18 protein-coding genes are annotated in these 19,106 nt (G+C 60.1%); 15 read left to right on the top strand and 3 right to left on the bottom strand.

Annotated elements, in window-relative coordinates:
• Window positions 1-13: 13 nt before the first annotated feature.
• Window positions 14-2,731, bottom strand: coding sequence for a preprotein translocase subunit SecA (gene secA, locus ACZ25R_RS24020; RefSeq protein WP_464661510.1), 2,718 nt, complete (start codon window positions 2,729-2,731; stop codon window positions 14-16).
• Window positions 2,732-2,998: 267 nt separating this feature from the next.
• Between secA and ACZ25R_RS24025 the strand changes: the two genes are divergently transcribed.
• The 5 genes from ACZ25R_RS24025 to ACZ25R_RS24045 all read left to right on the top strand — a co-directional run bounded on the left by ACZ25R_RS24025 (window position 2,999) and on the right by ACZ25R_RS24045 (window position 7,036).
• Window positions 2,999-3,919, top strand: a complete 921-nt coding sequence (locus tag ACZ25R_RS24025) for a peptidylprolyl isomerase (protein WP_374042751.1) — start codon at window positions 2,999-3,001, stop codon at window positions 3,917-3,919.
• A 254-nt stretch (window positions 3,920-4,173) separates the two neighbouring features.
• On the top strand, window positions 4,174-5,415 hold the full coding sequence (gene argJ, locus ACZ25R_RS24030) for a bifunctional glutamate N-acetyltransferase/amino-acid acetyltransferase ArgJ (RefSeq protein ID WP_464661509.1): 1,242 nt from the start codon (window positions 4,174-4,176) through the stop codon (window positions 5,413-5,415).
• Window positions 5,416-5,435: 20 nt separating this feature from the next.
• A complete protein-coding gene (locus ACZ25R_RS24035; RefSeq protein WP_472462429.1) occupies window positions 5,436-6,188 on the top strand; it encodes a GNAT family N-acetyltransferase in 753 nt (250 codons plus the stop codon).
• Window positions 6,185-6,601, top strand: a complete 417-nt coding sequence (locus ACZ25R_RS24040; RefSeq protein WP_464661507.1) for a (deoxy)nucleoside triphosphate pyrophosphohydrolase — start codon at window positions 6,185-6,187, stop codon at window positions 6,599-6,601. Before ACZ25R_RS24035 ends, ACZ25R_RS24040 begins: the two co-directional genes overlap by 4 nt.
• Window positions 6,602-6,715: 114 nt before the next feature.
• Complete coding sequence (locus ACZ25R_RS24045) at window positions 6,716-7,036, top strand: hypothetical protein (protein ID WP_472462430.1); 321 nt, start codon at window positions 6,716-6,718, stop codon at window positions 7,034-7,036.
• 9 nt (window positions 7,037-7,045) lie between these two features.
• Here the strand turns inward: ACZ25R_RS24045 and ACZ25R_RS24050 are convergent, their stop codons facing one another.
• A complete protein-coding gene (locus ACZ25R_RS24050; protein WP_472462431.1) occupies window positions 7,046-7,936 on the bottom strand; it encodes a methyltransferase domain-containing protein in 891 nt (296 codons plus the stop codon).
• 64 nt (window positions 7,937-8,000) lie between these two features.
• On the opposite strand from ACZ25R_RS24050, the gene ACZ25R_RS24055 reads away from it, so the two are divergent.
• From ACZ25R_RS24055 to ACZ25R_RS24075, 5 genes are all read left to right on the top strand, one after another.
• Window positions 8,001-8,756, top strand: coding sequence for a ComF family protein (locus tag ACZ25R_RS24055; RefSeq protein WP_472462432.1), 756 nt, complete (start codon window positions 8,001-8,003; stop codon window positions 8,754-8,756).
• A gap of 77 nt (window positions 8,757-8,833) precedes the next feature.
• Window positions 8,834-9,103: a glutaredoxin 3 gene (grxC, locus tag ACZ25R_RS24060; protein WP_346308196.1), complete on the top strand. Its 270-nt coding sequence runs from the start codon at window positions 8,834-8,836 to the stop codon at window positions 9,101-9,103.
• 10 nt (window positions 9,104-9,113) lie between these two features.
• Window positions 9,114-9,983: a carbon-nitrogen hydrolase family protein gene (locus ACZ25R_RS24065; RefSeq protein WP_223613514.1), complete on the top strand. Its 870-nt coding sequence runs from the start codon at window positions 9,114-9,116 to the stop codon at window positions 9,981-9,983.
• The gene (locus ACZ25R_RS24070) at window positions 9,980-10,393 is read left to right on the top strand and encodes a DUF1178 family protein (protein WP_472462433.1); all 414 of its coding nucleotides are present in this window, start codon (window positions 9,980-9,982) and stop codon (window positions 10,391-10,393) included. The genes ACZ25R_RS24065 and ACZ25R_RS24070 overlap by 4 nt, the downstream gene beginning before the upstream one ends.
• A 63-nt stretch (window positions 10,394-10,456) precedes the next feature.
• A complete protein-coding gene (locus tag ACZ25R_RS24075) occupies window positions 10,457-11,356 on the top strand; it encodes a DMT family transporter (RefSeq protein WP_288194171.1) in 900 nt (299 codons plus the stop codon).
• On the opposite strand, the gene ubiG is transcribed toward ACZ25R_RS24075, so the two are convergent.
• Window positions 11,346-12,089 carry a bifunctional 2-polyprenyl-6-hydroxyphenol methylase/3-demethylubiquinol 3-O-methyltransferase UbiG gene (gene ubiG / locus ACZ25R_RS24080; RefSeq protein WP_426136476.1) on the bottom strand — a complete coding sequence of 248 codons (744 nt, stop codon included), beginning with the start codon at window positions 12,087-12,089 and terminating at the stop codon, window positions 11,346-11,348. The two genes, ACZ25R_RS24075 and ubiG, sit on opposite strands and share 11 nt — an antisense overlap.
• A gap of 178 nt (window positions 12,090-12,267) precedes the next feature.
• Between ubiG and ACZ25R_RS24085 the strand changes: the two genes are divergently transcribed.
• The 5 genes from ACZ25R_RS24085 to ACZ25R_RS24105 all read left to right on the top strand — a co-directional run bounded on the left by ACZ25R_RS24085 (window position 12,268) and on the right by ACZ25R_RS24105 (window position 18,923).
• On the top strand, window positions 12,268-13,521 hold the full coding sequence (locus ACZ25R_RS24085; RefSeq protein WP_182552176.1) for an aspartate kinase: 1,254 nt from the start codon (window positions 12,268-12,270) through the stop codon (window positions 13,519-13,521).
• 153 nt (window positions 13,522-13,674) lie between these two features.
• Window positions 13,675-15,915, top strand: a complete 2,241-nt coding sequence (ptsP, locus tag ACZ25R_RS24090) for a phosphoenolpyruvate--protein phosphotransferase (protein WP_472462434.1) — start codon at window positions 13,675-13,677, stop codon at window positions 15,913-15,915.
• A 24-nt stretch (window positions 15,916-15,939) separates the two neighbouring features.
• Window positions 15,940-17,019: a peptide chain release factor 1 gene (gene prfA, locus ACZ25R_RS24095; RefSeq protein WP_346308189.1), complete on the top strand. Its 1,080-nt coding sequence runs from the start codon at window positions 15,940-15,942 to the stop codon at window positions 17,017-17,019.
• Window positions 17,020-17,023: 4 nt separating this feature from the next.
• Entirely contained in the window at window positions 17,024-17,893 is an 870-nt protein-coding gene (prmC, locus tag ACZ25R_RS24100) for a peptide chain release factor N(5)-glutamine methyltransferase (protein WP_472462547.1), read from the top strand.
• 295 nt (window positions 17,894-18,188) lie between these two features.
• Window positions 18,189-18,923 (top strand): DUF4167 domain-containing protein, encoded by a 735-nt coding sequence (locus tag ACZ25R_RS24105; RefSeq protein WP_472462435.1) that lies wholly within the window; start codon window positions 18,189-18,191, stop codon window positions 18,921-18,923.
• The last annotated feature ends 183 nt before the right edge of the window (window positions 18,924-19,106 follow it).

The raw sequence follows: 19,106 nt of genomic DNA on the forward strand, positions 1-19,106 counted from the left end.
TTCTGTGGGTGTGTCAGGCGAACGAGCCGTGACAATGCTTGTATTTCTTACCCGATCCGCAGGGGCAGGCCTCGTTGCGGCCGATCTTGCCCCAGGTCTTCGGATTGTTCGGATCGCGTTCCTCCGGACTCACGACGCGCAGGTCTTCGAGCACGGCCGTATCGCCGAAATCATCCTCGCCGGTCAGGCCGTCAAAATGGTGAACTTCCATGGGCGGCAGTTCCGGCGACGGCGCTTCGGCGGCCTCGCGCACGATCTCAACGCGCATCAGCTGCGTCGTCACGTTCTGGCGAAGATTGGTCAGCATCGTCTGGAAGAGTTCAAAACCTTCGGTCTTGTACTCGTTGAGCGGATCGCGCTGCGCATAGCCGCGGAAACCGACGACCGAGCGCAGGTGGTCGAGATTGACCAGATGTTCGCGCCACAGCGCATCCATCGTCTGCAGGATGACCGATTTCTCGACATAGGCCATGATTTCCGGGCCGAAACGCTCGGCACGGTCGCCAGCAGCCTTTTCGACGGCTTCAAACAGCCGTTCACGCAGGTCTTCCGGGGCAATATTGTCTTCGTTCGCCCAGTCGGTGATCGGCAGGTCGAGATTGAGGATGGTACGGACATCCTCATCCAGCTGCTTCACGGTCCACTGTTCGGCATAGGCGCCTTCAGGGGCATGACGCTGGATCAGGTCATCGACCACGTCTTCGCGCATTTCCGCGGTGGTCTGGCTCAGATCCGTGCCGTCCATCAGTTCGAGACGCTGTTCGAAGATCACCTTGCGCTGATCATTCATCACGTCATCGTATTTCAGGAGGTTCTTGCGGATGTCAAAGTTGCGGGCTTCGACCTTCTTCTGCGCCTTTTCCAAGGCCTTGTTGATCCAGGGATGGACGATGGCCTCGTCTTCCTTCAGGCCCAGCTTCTGCAGCATGCCGTCCATGCGCTCGGAACCGAAAATGCGCATGAGATCGTCCTGCAGCGACAGGAAGAACTTTGACCGGCCCGGATCGCCCTGACGGCCAGAACGGCCGCGCAGCTGATTGTCGATACGGCGGCTTTCATGGCGCTCGGTGGCCAGCACGTAGAGACCGCCGGCGGCAAGCGCCTTCTCCTTCAGACGGGCGATATCATCGCGGATGGCGGCTTCCTTGGACTTGCGCTCTTCGCCCTCGGCCATATCCGCGAGCTCGTGCTTGACGCGCATCTCGAAATTGCCGCCGAGCTGAATGTCGGTACCGCGGCCAGCCATGTTGGTGGCAATGGTGATGGCGCCGGGGACACCGGCCTGGGCGACGATATAGGCTTCCTGCTCGTGATAGCGGGCGTTGAGGACCTGGAAGTCCTTGAAGCCTTCCTTGCGCAGGCGCTCGGCCAGCTGTTCCGATTTCTCGATCGACGTGGTGCCGACGAGAACCGGCTGGCCCTTGGCGCGCGCTTCGTGGATGTCGCGAACGATCGCCTTGTATTTTTCCTCGACCGTCCGGTAGACCTCGTCATCCTCGTCAATGCGCTTGACCGGATTGTTGGTCGGAATTTCGGTGACTTCCAGGCCGTAAATATTGCCGAATTCTTCGGCTTCCGTCGATGCCGTACCGGTCATGCCGGCCAGCTTGTTGTACATGCGGAAGTAGTTCTGGAAGGTGATCGAGGCCAGGGTCTGGTTTTCCGGCTGGATCGTCACATGTTCCTTGGCTTCCAGTGCCTGGTGCAGGCCTTCCGAGAAACGGCGGCCCGGCATCATGCGGCCGGTGAACTCGTCGATGATGACGATTTCGTCGTTGCGGACGATATAGTCCTTGTCGCGCTGGAACAGCTTGTGGGCGCGCAGGGCATTGTTGACGTGATGGACCACGGCAACGTTCTCGATGTCGTAGAGACCTTCGCCCTTCAGATGGCCGGCGGCCTTCAAAAGGTTTTCCAGCTTTTCCGTGCCTTCTTCGGTGAAGATCGCGGTCTTCTGCTTCTCGTCGATTTCGTAATCGGCCGGTTCAAGCGGCAGAATGAACGTGTCGATGAGATTGTAGAAATCCGAGCGGTCATCGAGCGGACCGGAAATGATCAGCGGCGTGCGGGCTTCGTCGACCAGGATCGAATCCACTTCGTCGACGATCGCGTAGTTGTGACCGCGCTGCACCATCTGCGCGCGCTCATATTTCATGTTGTCGCGCAGATAGTCGAAGCCGAGTTCGTTGTTGGTGGCGTAGGTGATGTCGGCGGCGTAGGCGGTGCTGCGCTCCTCGTCATCGAGGCCATGCACGATGATGCCGTAGCTGAGCCCGAGGAAGTTGTAGAGCTGGCCCATCCACTGCGCGTCGCGGCTGGCGAGATAGTCGTTGACCGTGACGACGTGAACGCCCTTGCCTTCCAGCGCATTGAGGTAGACCGGCAGGGTCGCAACCAGCGTCTTGCCTTCACCGGTGCGCATTTCCGAGATGCCGCCGCCGTGCAGGACCATGCCGCCGATGAGCTGCACGTCGAAGGGGCGCATGCCGAGCACACGCTTGGCCGCTTCACGCACAACGGCAAAGGCCGGCACGAGCAGATCGTCAAGCTTGGTTCCGCTGGCAAGGCTTGCACGGAATTCCACCGTCTTTGCCTTCAATTCCTCGTCAGTGAGTGACGACATTTCAGCTTCGAGCGCATTGATCTGTTCAACGCGCGGCTTGAAGCCTTTGACACGGCGCTCATTGGAAGAGCCGAAAATCTTGCGGGCGAGGCCGCCGAAACTGACCATCCCTGGTCCTCTCTTGTTCGTTTCGCTAGGAAAACCTAGCTTTTAGGGTCCGAAGCCCGGCATGGAGAATGCCTGATACAATACGGACACTGAGTCAAATGTATAAGCCTATCTGTTGCCAAGCTATCTGGACGCAAAGCCGATGGACAGATAAGAGGGGGCTCGAATGATGTCAATGTTGAAGCAGCACGCAGTTGATCGCTTCGTCAAGGCAAAATTCTGCCGTAATCATAGCCCGTACCGGTCCTCCTAAGGAGAAATTGACCTATGAACCAATTGCGTAAAACCCTTTCATTCATGACTGCTGCTGTGTTTTTGACCGGTGTTTCCTCCGTGGCCATGGCCCAGGATGCCGGTAAAGCCGGTGCTGCAAAACCGGATGCCGCCAAGGCGGATGCCGTCAAGGCCGATCCGAACAAGGTGCTGGCCACGATCAATGGCGACAAGATCACCTCCAAGGACGTCGACCAGATTTCCGCCGATCTCGATCCGCAGTTCGCCCGTCTTCCCGACGAGCAGCGTCGTTTGGCCGCTCTGGCCGCCATCATCGACATCAAGGCCCTGGCCGCCAAGGCGGAAGCCGAGAAGCTGGATGCCACGCCGGAATTCAAGGCACGCATGCAGTTCCTGAAGGATCGTGCCCTGCACAATGATTTCTTCAAGCAGCAGGTTGTCGACAAGATCACCGATGCCGATGTGCGCGCCCGCTATGACAAGGAAATGGCAGCAATGCCGCCGCAGAACGAAGTTCGCGCCCGTCATATCCTGGTCAAGACCAAGGAAGAAGCCGAAGCGATCATCAAGCAGCTCGACGGCGGCGCTTCCTTCGAAGACGTTGCCAAGGCAAAGTCGACCGACGGATCGGCAGCACAGGGCGGCGATCTCGGCTATTTCTCCGCCGGACAGATGGTCCCGGAATTCGAAAAGGCGGCCATGGCGCTTGATGTCGGCAAATACACCAAGGAACCGGTCCAGACACAGTTCGGCTTCCATGTCATCAAGCTGGAAGACAAGCGCGTGCAGCAGCCGCCGGCATTCGATCAGGTCAAGGATCAGGTGAAGTCGATCCTCATCCGTGAACGCTATGTCGAGCTGGTCAAGAAGGAACGCGCCGACCTGAAGATCCAGTACACCGATCCGGAAACCGAAAAGGCCATGAAGGCCGCTACGGACGCCCAGGAACAGTAATATCCCAGTGGTCCGATTCTGACATTTGCATCCCGTCGATACAGGCGTTCAGGCAAATGTCAGAATCAAAGGACCACTAGCAACGATAAGATTCTAGTGGAACTTTGAATTTGACATTCGCATGCTCCGCGTGATGTGAAATGGGGTGCGAATGTCAAATTCGTTCCACTAGCCCGGGATTTCGGTCCCGGGCCTTGACCCCTTTGAAAATGCCTCCGCACTGAACCTTGTCAAACACCTTTTCGAGGTAACCGATGTCCACGTCTGTCTCTCCCCTGGCTCCCAAACATGTCCCGGCCATGCCCGAAATTCGCGGCGTCCGGATCGCGACCGCCGAAGCGGGAATCAAATATAAGGGCCGAACGGACGTTCTCCTGATCGTATTCGACAAGCCGGTGGCGGTAGCCGGTGTGTTTACCCGGTCCAAATGCCCGTCAGCGGCGGTGGATTTCTGCCGTGACAGCCTGAGCGGCGGCAAGGCCCGCGCGGTTGTCGTCAATTCCGGCAATGCCAACGCCTTCACCGGCAAGAAGGGCCGCGAGTCGACCAAGGCGACGGCGGCCGCTGCCGCCAAGGCAATCGGCTGCAAGCCCGGCGAAGTGTTTCTCGCCTCCACCGGTGTCATCGGCGAACCGCTGGATGCCGGCAAGTTCAGCCACTTGCTCGAGGATATGGCCAGGAGCGCCACGTCCGAACGCTGGCAGGACGCGGCCAGCGCCATCATGACAACCGATACATTCCCTAAAGTTGCAACTGAAACCGTCCTGCTTGGCGGTGTGCCGGTGACCATCAATGGTATCGCCAAGGGCGCGGGAATGATCGCCCCCGACATGGCAACGATGCTGTCCTTCGTGGCGACGGATGCGCCGATCGCCTCCGATATCCTGCAGAAACTCCTGTCCAAGTCGGTGGGCAAGAGCTTCAACTCCGTAACGGTCGACAGCGACACCTCGACATCCGATACATTGCTGCTGTTCGCAACGGGCACCGCTGCCGAACGCGGGGCGGAACCGGTGACGAAGGAAAAGGACAAGCGCCTGAAAGCCTTTGCCAAGGCACTCGACCGCGTGTTGAAAAACCTGGCCCTGCAGGTCGTGCGCGACGGCGAGGGCGCGCGCAAGATGCTCGAGATCACCGTGACGGGCGCGACATCCTCGCGTTCGGCCAAGCGTATCGCCCTGTCGATCGCCAATTCACCGCTGGTCAAGACGGCTGCGGCCGGCGAAGACGCCAATTGGGGCCGCATCGTCATGGCGGTCGGCAAGGCCGGCGAGCCGGCGGACCGTGACCGTCTTGCCATCTGGTTCGGCGATATCCGCGTTGCCCGCCATGGCGAGCGCGATCCGGACTATTCGGAAGCCGCGACATCCGACTACATGAAAAACGAGGATATTGCCGTCAAGGTCGATATCGGGCTCGGCAAGGGCAAGGCCACGGTCTGGACCTGTGACCTCACCAAGGAATATGTGACGATCAACGGCGATTACCGCAGCTGATGGATTTGGATCGGAGCACGATGCCGCTGGCCCAGATCCGGCAGATCGAGGCTGTCGGGTTCAGGGCCTGGCCAGCCGCGTCGGTTCACTACGACGGCAGCTGGGCGATCCGCATGACGGCGTGCCACCCGTCCAAACGCCTGAACTCGGTCAATCCGCTCGATCCGGGCGACACGGACAATATGGAACAGCGTGTTGCCCGCGCAGTTCAACGTTTGCGCGCCTATGGCCGTCCGCCGGTGTTTCGCCTGTCGCCGCTCGCGCCTGCGGCGCTGGATGCCTATCTCGATGCGTCGGGCTGGTCGCGCTTTGATGAGTCCCTCGTCATGGTGGCGGATCTCGGAAACATCGATCTGTCCGATGCCATCGACCAGATTCCCCTGCGCGATACCGGCCGGTACGTCGATGCCGCGGTCGCAGTGCAGCAGGAAAATCCATCGGCCAAGCCCGGCCTGATCGAGGTGATCAATGCCATTCGTCCGGCCAAGGGCCTCTTTGTCGTCGAAGAGGACGGCGAGCCGGTTTCGACGGCGATCTGCGTGCAGGACGGTCTGCTGGCAGGGCTGTTCAACATCGGCACGCTGGCGGCGAGCCGCCGCAGGGGGCATGGGCGGATGATCGTCAAATCGGCCATCAAATGGGCCGTACAGCATGGCGCCAAGCGGGGCTGGCTGCAGGTGGAAGCCGACAACGCTGGTGCCATTGCACTTTATGAAAAGATCGGCTTTGCCGAGGCGTACCGTTACGCTTACCGGCAGGCGCCAGACGCATGAGCGATACACCCAAACACCCCATCCTGCTTGTAACGGCCTGTGCGCTCGTCGATGCCGACGGGCGGGTGTTGCTGACCCAGCGGCCAGAGGGCAAGTCGCTGGCTGGCCTGTGGGAGTTTCCCGGCGGCAAGGTGGAGCCGGGCGAAACACCAGAGGAAAGCTTGATCCGCGAACTGCGGGAAGAACTGGGAATCACAGTCAAGCCGGCATGCCTGGCGCCGCTGACCTTTGCCAGTTTCACCTATGAGACATTCCATCTGCTGATGCCGTTGTTCATCTGCCGCCGCTATGAGGGTATTCCGCGCTCCATGGAAGGCCAGGCGTTGAAATGGGTGCGGCCGAAAGACATGCGCGACTACCCGATGCCACCAGCCGATATCCCGCTGATCCCGTTCCTGATCGACCTTCTCTGACAGCAAATCGTGGTTAAGATTTCATCACCGTCAAATTAACCCAAATCGTTAATCGATCCTTCACGCGAATGGGCGACTTTTAATCAAGGACGGATCAATTTTTCCAGGTGGTGCATGGGGTATAAATTCGACAATCTCGACGAGGCTGCAGCGCAGACCAGGACATTCCTGGGTGCGGGAACTGGCATCTTGCGCATAACCCTTTTGTTCGGTTCTGCTGCAATCGCACTCGCACTGGTTGTTGCGCCGCTTGCCGACCGCAAGTCGAAATCCGTGGTGGACTACGCGTCCAGCCGATCCATCGACACGATGTCGACCGGCTCGATCAAGAAGGCGGCGCCGTCCGAATACACGATCCGCCGCAGCGTTTTGCAGAAATCTCCCGATTCCGTCTGCATCCTCAACAGCAACGGCAGCAAAAGCGGCGACTGCTGAGACTGCCGGCTATTTCTTTTCCAGGGTTTCGACGTCTTTGAGGAAATCGGCGAGCGACGCCTTGGCGGAGCCGGGCTTCAATGGTTTCTGCTGCGATTCATGCGCCGCCCAGCCCGACATCCAGATAAATGAGAAAGTTGCCCGGATCCGGCCATCCGGATCGCTGAAGCGTTCCGCATAGATTTCAGCCGCCCGCAGGAAGAAGCGGCGGGTCAGCGGCTTGCGCGACCGCCCGAAGAGAATGTTCTGCATGCCCATGGCTCGCAGATCGCGCATCAGCGCGAACAGAGAATCATAGCGTACCGTGTAGGTTTCGATATCGGTCACCGGCAGGGTGAAACCCGCGCGCTGCAACAGGCCGCCGACATCGCGCACATCGGCAAAGGGCGCAACGCGCGGCGACGCGCCGCCGCTGATTTCGCTTTCGGTCGCCAGCAGAACCTCACGCAGCTCCGACAGGGTGGCCTCGCCGGCCATGGCGCCGAGGAACAGGCCATCCGGCTTGAGCGCGCGCCTGATCTGCAGCAGCGTGCCGGGTGTATCGTTGGTCAGGTGCAGTGACAGCAGCGAAACGATCAGTCCGGCACCCGCCGGTTTCAGGGGCAGCATTTCCTCATCGGCAACGACGGAGGGAAACGCCGCATCGAGAAAACGGACATCCTGTTCGATGCGGATGATGCTGCCGGCCTTGCCGGAACGTTCGATTGCCTTGGCTGCCAGTCCGGTGTGACTGGCGAGATCGACGGCGACGTCGAAACTGCGTTCGACGGCGGACAGGCGCTCTTCCAGATCATCGGCCGCACGGGCAAGCAGGAAATCGCCCGTCATCCCGTGCTGGCGAAGCGCGCGCAGGCGCCTTTGCCGAAGCAAATTCCGATCGAAGATCCTGTGCTGATCCATTCCGAATTTCTCTGATCAATGTATAGTTCTTCCCGCTAAATGCGTCGCCCCGGATGGAATTGCAATGGAAACCGCCCGCGCTTTTGCGCGCATCGTGACAAATCGCCTGTTCATGCTGTTGTTTCCGCCGGTTTGTGCGGAATGCCAGAGCCTTGTCTGCGAGCCGGGCAGCCTTTGCGCGGCCTGCTGGTCAAAAGTCCGCTTTATCGAAAAGCCCTATTGTCCGGTGCTCGGCATTCCCTTCAGCCATGATCTCGGCGCGGAAATTCTCTCGGCCGAGGCAATCGCCGATCCGCCGCCGTTCCGCCGTGCGCGGTCGGTTGCCGTCCATGAGGGGGCGATCAGCACCATGGTGCGCCGGCTGAAATACAGCGACCGGACCGACCTTGGCCCCTGGATGGCCCGGTGGATGGCGCGGGCCGGCAGCGAACTGCTGGCCGAATGCGATGTCATCGTCCCGGTGCCCCTGCATGCGCGGCGGTTCTGGCTGCGCCGGTTCAACCAGTCCGCCGAACTTGCCCGCCATCTCAGCGGGATCAGCGGCAAGCCGTTCGAGCCCGGCGCCCTGAAACGGGTCAAGCCGACGCGGCAGCAGGTCGGGCTTGGCGCCGCGGAACGCGCGGTGAACGTCAGGGGTGCGTTCAAGGTGCCGGAAAACCGGGATATCAGGGTGCGCGGACGCAGGGTGCTCCTGATCGATGATGTCTATACGACCGGCGCAACGGTGAAGGCTGCAACCCGCGCTCTGCTGCGCGGCGGCGCTTCCAGCGTCGATGTCTTGACCTTTGCACGGGTTCTGTCGAAAGAATTATCTGTCTAACAGTTGTTTTGCGGAAAAAACGGGTCTTTGCGCTTTGATTGCGGACGCCTATATAGACTTTATAGTGGAGTATGATGATGGTTGATGTCACAATCTATACGCGCGATGGCTGCGGTTATTGCACGGCTGCCAAGGGCCTTCTGGACAAGAAGGGCGTGGCTTTTGTCGAACACAATGCAACGGCGCAACCCGATGCGCGGCAAGCCATGCTGGCGCGCGCCAATGGGCGCACGACCTTTCCGCAGATTTTCATTGGCGCCGTGCATGTCGGCGGTTGCGATGACCTTTATGCGCTTGAGCAGCAGGGGCGTCTTGACCCGCTGCTGAAGACCGGCGCACTGGCGTAAGGAACGGACAATGAGCTCATTTCGTGCAGCGGCCATCCAGATGCGCTCCGGCGTCGATCCCCAGCGCAATGCGAACGATCTTGCCGGTTATGTGGCCGATGCGGTCGGCCAAGGCGCCGTCTACGTGCAGACGCCTGAAATGACGGGCGCGCTGCAGCGCGACCGCAAGGCGCTCGCCGATGTGCTGCGCGCGGAAGAGGACGACGTCATCGTGCGCACCGCGTCGGAACTGGCGGCAGAACACGGCATTCACCTGCATATCGGCTCGACCGCCATTGCCCGCGAAGACGGCAAGATCGCCAACCGCGCCTTTCTGTTCGGGCCGGATGGCAAGATCATCACCCGCTATGACAAGATCCACATGTTCGACGTCGATCTCGACAATGGCGAGAGCTGGCGCGAGTCGGCCGTTTACGCACCGGGCGCGGATTCCGTCGTCGCCACGCTGCCCTTCGCGCGGCTGGGTTTTGCCATCTGCTATGATGTGCGCTTCCCGCAGCTGTTCCGCGCACAGGCCCTGGCCGGTGCTTCCGTTCTGACGGCTCCGGCGGCATTCACGCGCCAGACAGGCGAGGCGCACTGGCATGTCCTGCAGCGCGCCCGCGCCATCGAGAACGGCGCCTTTGTCATTTCGGCGGCGCAGGGCGGCGTGCATGAGGATGGCCGCGAAACCTTCGGTCATTCGATCATCGTTGCGCCGTGGGGCGAGGTTCTGGCGGAAGCCAGCCACGCGGACCCGGCCGTGATCGTCGCCGATATCGATCCCTCCCTGAGTGCAGCGGCCCGGTCGAAGGTCCCCAATCTTAAAAATGCCCGCCCGTTTGGTCTGGTCATTCAATCGGATGACGGCCAGAGCGAGAGGCAATCGGCCGCGTCATGATCCGCTTTTCCCTTCACTGCGCGCAGGACCACGAATTCGAAGGGTGGTTCCGCAGCAATGATGATTTCGACGACCAGTCGAAGAAGCGGCTGGTCACGTGTCCGGTCTGCGGTTCGCACAAGGTGGAAAAGGCATTGATGGCTCCTTCCGTGACCACGGCACGGCAGAAGGAGAAGATGGCCGTTGCCATGAGCAAAATGGTCAGCGAGCTGAAGGAAGTCGCGCGGAAGGTGCGTGAGAATGCCGATTATGTCGGCGCTGATTTTGCCGAGGAAGCGCGAAAGATCCATTTCGGCGAAGCGGAGCAGCGCGGGATTTACGGCGAAGCCTCAGGCGAGGAGGTGCAGTCGCTGCTGGAAGACGGCGTCGACATCATGCCGTTGCCGACCTTCCCTGAAGACCACAATTGACCTTGCCACTTTAACGCGAACGGCTAAGCTGCCGCAGTCTTCACAGTCCTGCCGGATGCATCCATGCCATTTCTGAATTCCGCTCCCGCGCTGCTCGTCCTGACCGGCGCCTTCCTCGGATTGACGCTGCCGTTCGGCAAGCTGGCCTTTGGCGCCGGAATAACCCCGGCGGTCTGGGCCTTCGTGATTTCGACGGGTGCTGGCGTCGTGCTCCTGCTGGCGTTTCTGGCCATGGGGAAGCGGCCGCTGCTCAACGGGCGCATGGCGCGGTATTATCTCGTGACGGCGCTGATTTCCTATGCCATTCCCAATCTGATGACGCTGTCGGCCATTCCGCATCTCGGGTCAGGCTTTACCGGCATCATGTATACGCTCTCGCCCGTCTTCACCCTGTTGCTGTCGATGCTCTTCAAGATCAAGCGGCCGAATATGCTGGGATTGCTCGGCATTCTCACGGGATTTGCCGGGGCGGTGCTCGTCGGCTTCACCAGGGGGCAGGTGGGACAGCCGGCCGAACCGTTCTGGGTTGTCGTCGGCCTGCTCATTCCGGTCCTGCTGGCGCTCGGCAACGTCTACCGTACCGTCGACTGGCCGCAAGGTGCCGATCCGACCGAGCTTGCGGCGGGCAGCCACCTGACGACAGCCCTGTTGCTGATTCCGGTTATTTTCTACGCCAGCGGCAGTTTTGCCGTCGGGCCGCTTGGCAATGTGCCGTGGCTGGTGGTGGCGCAGGTTCTCGCTTCCACCTGCATGTTTGCGCTGTATTTCCGTCTGCAGGCCGTCGGCGGCCCGGTTTACCTCAGCCAGATCGGCTATGTCGGCGCTGCGGTGGCGCTGATCGCCGGAACGCTGTTCCTCGGCGAAAGCTACCAGCTGGCGACGTGGGCCGGGGCGGTCATCATCACCATCGGCGTGCTGATGACGACCAAGGCGCAGCGGATGATGACGAAGGCTACGGCCTGATTGCCAGCACCATGTAGTTGACGTCGGTATCGGTCGAACGGTTCCAGCTGTCGGCGAGCGGATTGTAGGTGACGCCGACCTTCTCCGTGATTTCGAGCCCGGCCTGTGTCAGCGGCCCCTCAAGCTCTTCCGGACGCACCAGCTTTTCGTACTGGTGGGTGCCGCGCGGCAACCAGCGCAGGACATATTCGGCGCCGAAAATGGCAAGGCCGAGTGCTTTCAACGTGCGGTTGATGGTGGCGACAAAGGTCACGCCACCCGGCTTGACCATCTGTGCACAGGCGGTGAGGTAAAGCTCCACATCGGCGACATGCTCGACCACTTCCATGTTCAGGACGATATCGAATTGCTCCCCGGCCTCTGCCAGCGCTTCGGCTGTCGTGGCACGGTAATCGATATCCAGGCCGCTCTGGGCAGCATGAATTTTGGCCACTTCGATATTGGTCTCGCTGGCATCGGCGCCGACAACGGCGGCACCCAGCCGCGCCATCGGCTCGCACAGCAGGCCGCCGCCGCAGCCGATGTCGAGCAGGCGCAGGCCGGCAAACGGCCGTGGGCTGTTCGGATCGATACCGTAATGGGCACAGACCTTTTCCTTGATGTAGGCGAGGCGCGTCGGGTTGAACTTGTGCAGGGGGCGGAACTTGCCCTGTGGATTCCACCATTCGGCCGCCATGCGCGAAAAACGGTCTACTTCGGCGGCATCGATCGTGCTGCGTTGGGCTTCGGTCATGGCAACGTCCTTTTTGCTGCCTCTGGAGTGGCCCCTTCCGGCAAAAAATGTCAAGACGCAAATCGTCTCGCGTTCTTGCAGTTGCGTCATAATTTCGTTATGGGAAACCGCGCTCCGCTTTCGACAGGGCGGATCGTTTTCGATCCCATTTTCAAGCCTTTCCAGAACGGTATTTCCCATGGCACGCATTGTGATGAAATTCGGCGGCACTTCGGTGGCCGATATCGACCGCATCCGTAATGTGGCCCGGCATGTCAAACGTGAAGTTGATGCAGGGCACGAAGTCGCGGTCGTCGTTTCCGCAATGGCAGGGAAAACCAACGAGCTCGTCGCCTGGACCCGCCAGACATCGCCGATGCACGATGCCCGCGAATACGATGCCATTGTCGCCTCCGGCGAGCAGGTGACGGCGGGATTGCTTGCAGTTGCCCTGCAACACATGGGCGTGCACGCGCGGTCCTGGCAGGGCTGGCAGATTCCGATCAAGACGGACAATGCCCATGGCGCGGCGCGCATCATCGACATTGACGGCTCTTTCCTGATCGAGCGTTTCAAGGAAGGGCAGGTTGCCGTCATCGCCGGTTTCCAGGGCATCGGCCCGGACAACCGCATTTCGACGCTCGGCCGTGGCGGTTCGGATACGAGCGCCGTGGCGATTGCCGCCTCGGTCAAGGCGGACCGTTGCGACATTTACACGGATGTCGATGGTGTCTACACCACCGATCCGCGTGTCGAACCGAAGGCCCGCCGGCTGTCACGCATTTCGTTTGAAGAAATGCTCGAGATGGCGTCCCTTGGGGCGAAAGTTCTGCAGGTGCGGTCCGTCGAGCTTGCGATGGTGCACAAAGTGCGCACATTTGTGCGATCCAGTTTCGAAGACCCCGATGCGCCGGGCATGGGTGATCTGATCAATCCGCCCGGTACACTTATTTGCGACGAGGAAGAAATCGTGGAACAGCAGGTTGTAACAGGAATTGCCTACGCCAAGGACGAAGCTCAGATTTCCTTGCGCCGTGTTGCAGACCGTCCCGGTATTTCCGCCGGCATTTTCGGCCCGCTGGCCGAAGCGCACATCAATGTCGACATGATCGTGCAGAACATCTCCGAGGACGGATCGAAAACCGATATGACCTTTACGGTTCCCTCGGGCGATCTCGACAAGGCGCTGGCTGTTCTGGAAAAGGTCAAGGCAGAGATCGGTTGTGACATCATCCAGTCGGAAGCCGGCATGGTTAAGGTTTCGGTGATCGGCATCGGTATGCGAAGCCACGCGGGCGTTGCGGCAACGGCATTCCGCGCATTGGCGGACAAGGGCATCAACATTCGCGCCATCACCACCTCGGAAATCAAGATTTCCATTCTGATCGACGGTCCCTATGCGGAACTTGCGGTTCGGACTTTGCATTCTGTCTACGGTCTGGATAAGCATTAATTTACCGTCTAAGACAGAGATTCTGTTTGTCGGTGAACGTCTCGACTGACATGATGAATCAAAGAGTTGATTGGCAAGACCATTCCGGTCTTGCCAATAATAATATGGAGCAGATGGGTGCCCACGCGCGAGCAGATATCAGGTCCTCGTGTCATGCTGAAGCGTCTCCGCGAATTGATGGCGGAGGCTCTTGAGCCGCAGGAGAGGCTTGACCGGATCGTTCGCGAAATCGCGCAGAACATGGTTGCGGAAGTGTGCTCGTTCTACGTCCTGCGCTCGGACGGTGTTCTCGAACTCTATGCAACCGAAGGTCTGAATCCGTCCGCGGTTCACTTGGCGCAGTTGCGGCTTGGCCAGGGTCTTGTCGGTACGATCGCCTCGAGCGCCCGGCCGCTCAACCTGACGGACGCCCAGACGCATCCGGCCTTCGCCTACCTGCCGGAAACGGGCGAAGAAATCTACAATTCCTTCCTCGGCGTGCCGATCCTGCGGGCCGGGCGGACGCTCGGCGTTCTCGTCGTGCAGAACCGGACCAAGCGCGTCTACCGCGAGGACGAAGTCGAAGCGCTCGAAACCACGGCAATGGTCCTGGCGGAAATGGTCGCCGCGGGCAGCCTGACCCGACTGGCGCGACCGGGTGTCGAGCTGGATCTCGGCAAGCCCATGAGCTTTTCCGGCAGCGCCTTCAATGATGGCGTCGGTCTTGGCCATGTTGTGCTGCACGAGCCGCGCATCGTCGTCACCAATCTCTTCAACGAAAACATCGATACGGAAATCGACCGGCTTGAAACGTCGCTGGGTTCGCTGCGCATTTCCATCGACGACATGCTGTCGCGCCGCGATGTGGCGTTCGAGGGCGAACACCGCGAAGTGCTGGAAGCCTATCGCATGTTCGCGCATGACACCGGCTGGGTGCGGCGTCTCGAAGAGGCAATCCGCAATGGCCTGACGGCAGAGGCGGCCGTGGAGAAGGTCCAGAGTGACACCCGCGCGCGGATGATGCATCTGACCGACCCCTACATGCGCGAACGGCTCAGCGATTTCGATGATCTTGCCAACCGGTTGTTGCGCCAGCTGATGGGCCGCGACGTGAAGACCATGGCCGGTTCGCTGGCCAAGGATGCCATCATCATTGCCCGGTCGATGGGCGCTGCCGAACTCCTGGATTATCCGCGCGAACGCCTGCGCGGCCTGGTTCTGGAAGACGGTGCGGCGACCAGCCATGTGGTGATCGTCGCCCGCGCCATGGGTATTCCCGTCGCCGGCCAGGTCAAGGGCGTCGTCTCCATGGCTGAAAACAATGATGCGGTCATTGTTGATGGCGATGACGGCAGGGTGCATCTGCGCCCGCAGGCGGATGTCGAGGCGGCCTATTCGGAAAAGGTCAAGTTCCGCGCCAAGCGGCAGGCGCTCTACCGCGAATTGCGCGACAAGCCTTCGGTGACCAAGGACGGCGTGCCGATCGCGCTGCTGATGAATGCCGGGCTGCTCGTGGACTTGCCGCAGCTGACCGAAGCCGGGGCGGCAGGCATTGGCCTGTTCCGCACGGAGCTGCAATTCATGGTGGCGTCGACCTTCCCGCGGGCCGAGCAGCAGGAGCGGCTCTACCGTTCGGTGCTCGATGCGGCGGGCGACCGGCCGGTGACATTCCGCACGCTCGATATCGGCGGCGACAAGGTGCTTCCCTATTTCCGCAGCAATGTGAACGAGGAAAACCCGGCGATGGGGTGGCGCGCGATCCGCCTGACGCTCGATCGTCCGGGCCTACTGCGCACACAGGTGCGCGCCCTGCTGAAGGCAGCCGGCGGGCGTGAATTGCGCCTGATGATTCCGATGGTCACGGAAGTGGCTGAGGTGCGCAAGGCGAGCGAACTGATCAATCGTGAAGTGCAGCACCTCTCGCGCTTTGCCCACAACCTGCCGACGCGGGTGAAGATCGGTGCAATGGTCGAGGTGCCGTCGCTGCTCTGGCAGCTCGATGAACTGATGTCGGTGGTGGATTTCGTTTCGGTCGGCTCCAACGACCTGTTCCAGTTCGTCATGGCGGTTGATCGCGGCAACTCGATGATCACCGACCGGTTTGACAATCTGTCGGTGCCGTTCCTGCGGGTGCTGCGCCAGATCGCGCAGGCAGGCGTGCGCAACAATACGGACGTGACGCTGTGCGGGGAAATGGCAGGCAAGCCGCTTTCGGCCATGGCCCTGATCGCGCTGGGTTTCCGCTCCATTTCCATGTCGCCGGCGTCCATCGGTCCGATCAAGGCAATGCTGGGTACACTCGATGTCGGTGAATTGCATGCGCAGCTGACCGATGCCATCGACAATCACGGCGACACCGGTTCGCTGCGGCATGTCCTGAACAAATTCGCAGAGCGAACAGGCGTTGCGCTGTGAAATCTGCAGAGGTAATGAACTAAAATGATGTCCATTCCGCAGGATCGTATGGATCAGCTGCTGAAGCGGTTTTCCATGATTGAAACGCAGATGGCGAGCAATCCGGATTCCGACACCTATGTGAAGCTCGCATCGGAATATTCCGAGCTGGAACCGGTGGTTGCCAGGATTCGCGATCTGCTGGCATCGCGCAGCGAAGCCGACGATCTGAAATCCATGCTCAACGATGCGGCGACCGACAAGGATATGCGCGATCTCGCCGAGGCGGAACTGCCTGATATCAATGAACGTATCGAAGCGCTGGAACAGGACATTCAGGTTCTGCTCCTGCCGAAGGATGTCGCCGACGAGCGCAATGCCATTCTGGAAATCCGCGCGGGAACGGGCGGCTCGGAAGCCGCGCTGTTCGGCGGCGACCTGTTCCGCATGTATGAACGCTATGCGTCGGCCAACGGCTGGCGGGTCGAGCTGATTTCGGCCAGCGATGGTGAAGCCGGCGGCTACAAGGAAGTGATCGCCATGGTTTCGGGCAGAGGGGTTTTTGCCAAGCTGAAATTCGAGTCGGGCGTGCACCGGGTGCAGCGCGTGCCGGATACGGAAGCAAGCGGCCGCATCCACACCTCCGCCGCTACCGTTGCCGTTCTGCCGGAAGCCGAGGAAATCGATATCGATATTCGCGCCGAAGATATCCGCATCGACACGATGCGTGCGTCGGGTTCGGGCGGCCAGCACGTCAACACGACGGACTCGGCAGTGCGCATCACGCATATCCCCTCGGGCATCGTCGTGGTGCAGGCGGAAAAATCCCAGCACCAGAACCGTGCCCGCGCCATGCAGGTGCTGCGGTCCAGGCTGTTTGACATGCAGCGGCAGAAGGCGGACAGCGAGCGTTCGGAAGCGCGGCGCAGCCAGGTTGGCTCCGGCGACCGTTCGGAGCGCATCCGCACCTATAATTTTCCGCAGGGCCGCGTCACCGACCATCGCATCAACCTGACGCTGTACAAGCTCGACCGCATCATGGAAGGCGATCTGGACGAGCTGATCGGGGCGCTGATTTCCGACCATCAGACAGCGCTTCTCGCCCAGATGAATGACGGGTACTGACGGCATGATTGAAGGTGGTTCGCGCCTTGCTGACGTCCACATTCAGGCCCGTTCTGTCCTCATCAAAGCTGGCATTGAAAATGCGGAGCTTGATGCGCGCCTTCTGGTTGAATGGATCACCGGCTTTGACCGGCTTGAAACGATCCGCAATCCGCACAATGAGGTGGCGGCGGACGTCCTGACCCGGCTCGACGCGGTGCTTAACCGGCGAATCAACGGCGAATCAGTCCACCGGATCATTGGCCGGCGCGCCTTTTTCGGGCTGGAATTTTCATTGTCCGCCGATACGCTGGAGCCCCGGCCCGACACGGAAGCGCTGGTCGAACTTGCCCTGCCATTCCTGCAGCAACGCGTGGCGGAGAATGGCGTTGCCGATCTCATCGATCTTGGAACGGGCACAGGAGCCATCGCCATTGCCTTGCTGGGTCAGGTCCCGCATCTTCGGGCCATCGGCGTGGATATTGCGCCGGGCGCTCTTGTAACGGCGCGCGACAATGCCCATCTCAATGGTGTGTCCAATCGGTTCGCCGTGCTGCATTCCAACTGGTTTGCTGAGGTAACCGGCGGATTTGACATGATAATTTCCAATCCGCCCTATATCCGGTCGAAAGACATAATGGATTTGCAGCCCGAAGTGGCAATGCACGATCCGGTTCTGGCGCTGGATGGCGGAGCGGATGGCCTTAAGCCCTATCGCATCATTGCGGAACAGGCGGACAGGCATCTGCGCGTGAACGGCGCAATTGCCGTGGAAATCGGCTATGATCAGCGGATGGATGTCGAGGCGATTTTTGCAGGATCAGGCTTCGCCTTGAAGGGTCTGCAGACGGATATCGCCGGGCACGAAAGAGCAATGTTGTTCATGAAGCTGTAAAATTATTGAAAAAAGGCTTGGAATTTGTCGCGAAGGCGGCTAGTTTCCAGTCACCGCTCTAAACCGAACAAGTCTGGTTTTGCCTATCAAGAGATTGATACGGAATTTTCCGGGTGTTTGATTTCTCCTCGGAATTGTTCTTGGAGGGATGGTTTTAGCGGAAGCACAAAAGTTTTATGAACTTTGGATGCGATTGAAGCGCGGGGCGCGCTTCAGGTCGGCACTTGAGAAGCGAAGCTTTTTGACTCAAATGGTGAGCAAATGAGCGCCCCTGATTTTCTGAAAAGAGATAAGTATGAGGCCAGTACAGCAGAATAGGCGCATGCGCGGACGCGGTAACAACAACCGCAAAGGTCCCAACCCACTTTCCCGTAACTACGAGAGCAACGGTCCCGACGTTAAAATCCGGGGAAATGCTCAGCACGTCGCCGAAAAGTACACCACTCTGGCGCGTGACGCACAGAGCAGTGGTGATCGCGTGATGGCAGAAAACTATCTCCAGCACGCCGAACATTACAATCGAATCATTCTTGCTGCTCAGGCTCAGGCTCCCGTTCAGTATCAGCGCGATGACCGCGATGACCAGGACGATGATGGCGTCTACGATGATGACGGCAACGAACAGCAGCAGGACCGTCCGGTCCAGCACCAGCAGATCAATGGCAGCGGACCGCAGCCTGTGATCGAGGGAACGCCTGCGGAAGTTGCCTATGGCGAAGAGCCGGTCAGCCAGCGCCAGCCGCATCAGCAGCGCCGGCAGTATAACCAGGCTCCGGTTGCCGAAGAGAACACCGCCAGCGATGAAGGCGAAACGGAAGCGGAATCCGGAGAATCCCAGGAAACCGCCGAAGCAAAGCCGGCACGCCGGGCACCGCGTGGCCGCAGGCCGGCGCGTCCGCGTGAGCCGCGCGTAACCGAGGAAAATGCAGCACCTGCTGCCGCTGCTCCAGATACCGCCAATGATCTTTCCCCGGCCAGCATCGTGGCCGAAGTGAAGAAACGCCGGGCAGCTGTCGAATCCGACGTCTGACCCACGTAAAACACCTGATTTTGCAAACGGCGCGGAATAGTTTCCGCGCCGTTTTCTTTTTTCAAATTCCCGCTTTGGGAGTATCTTGCGGGCGCAGGAAAGCATTCCCATATGAGCCTTGATCGTATGGATCTGCCTCTTGCAGGGGATCCGTCACCAGAAGACTCCAGGATGCCGCTTCAG

Source organism: Phyllobacterium sp. RCAM01083 (assembly GCF_055685835.1).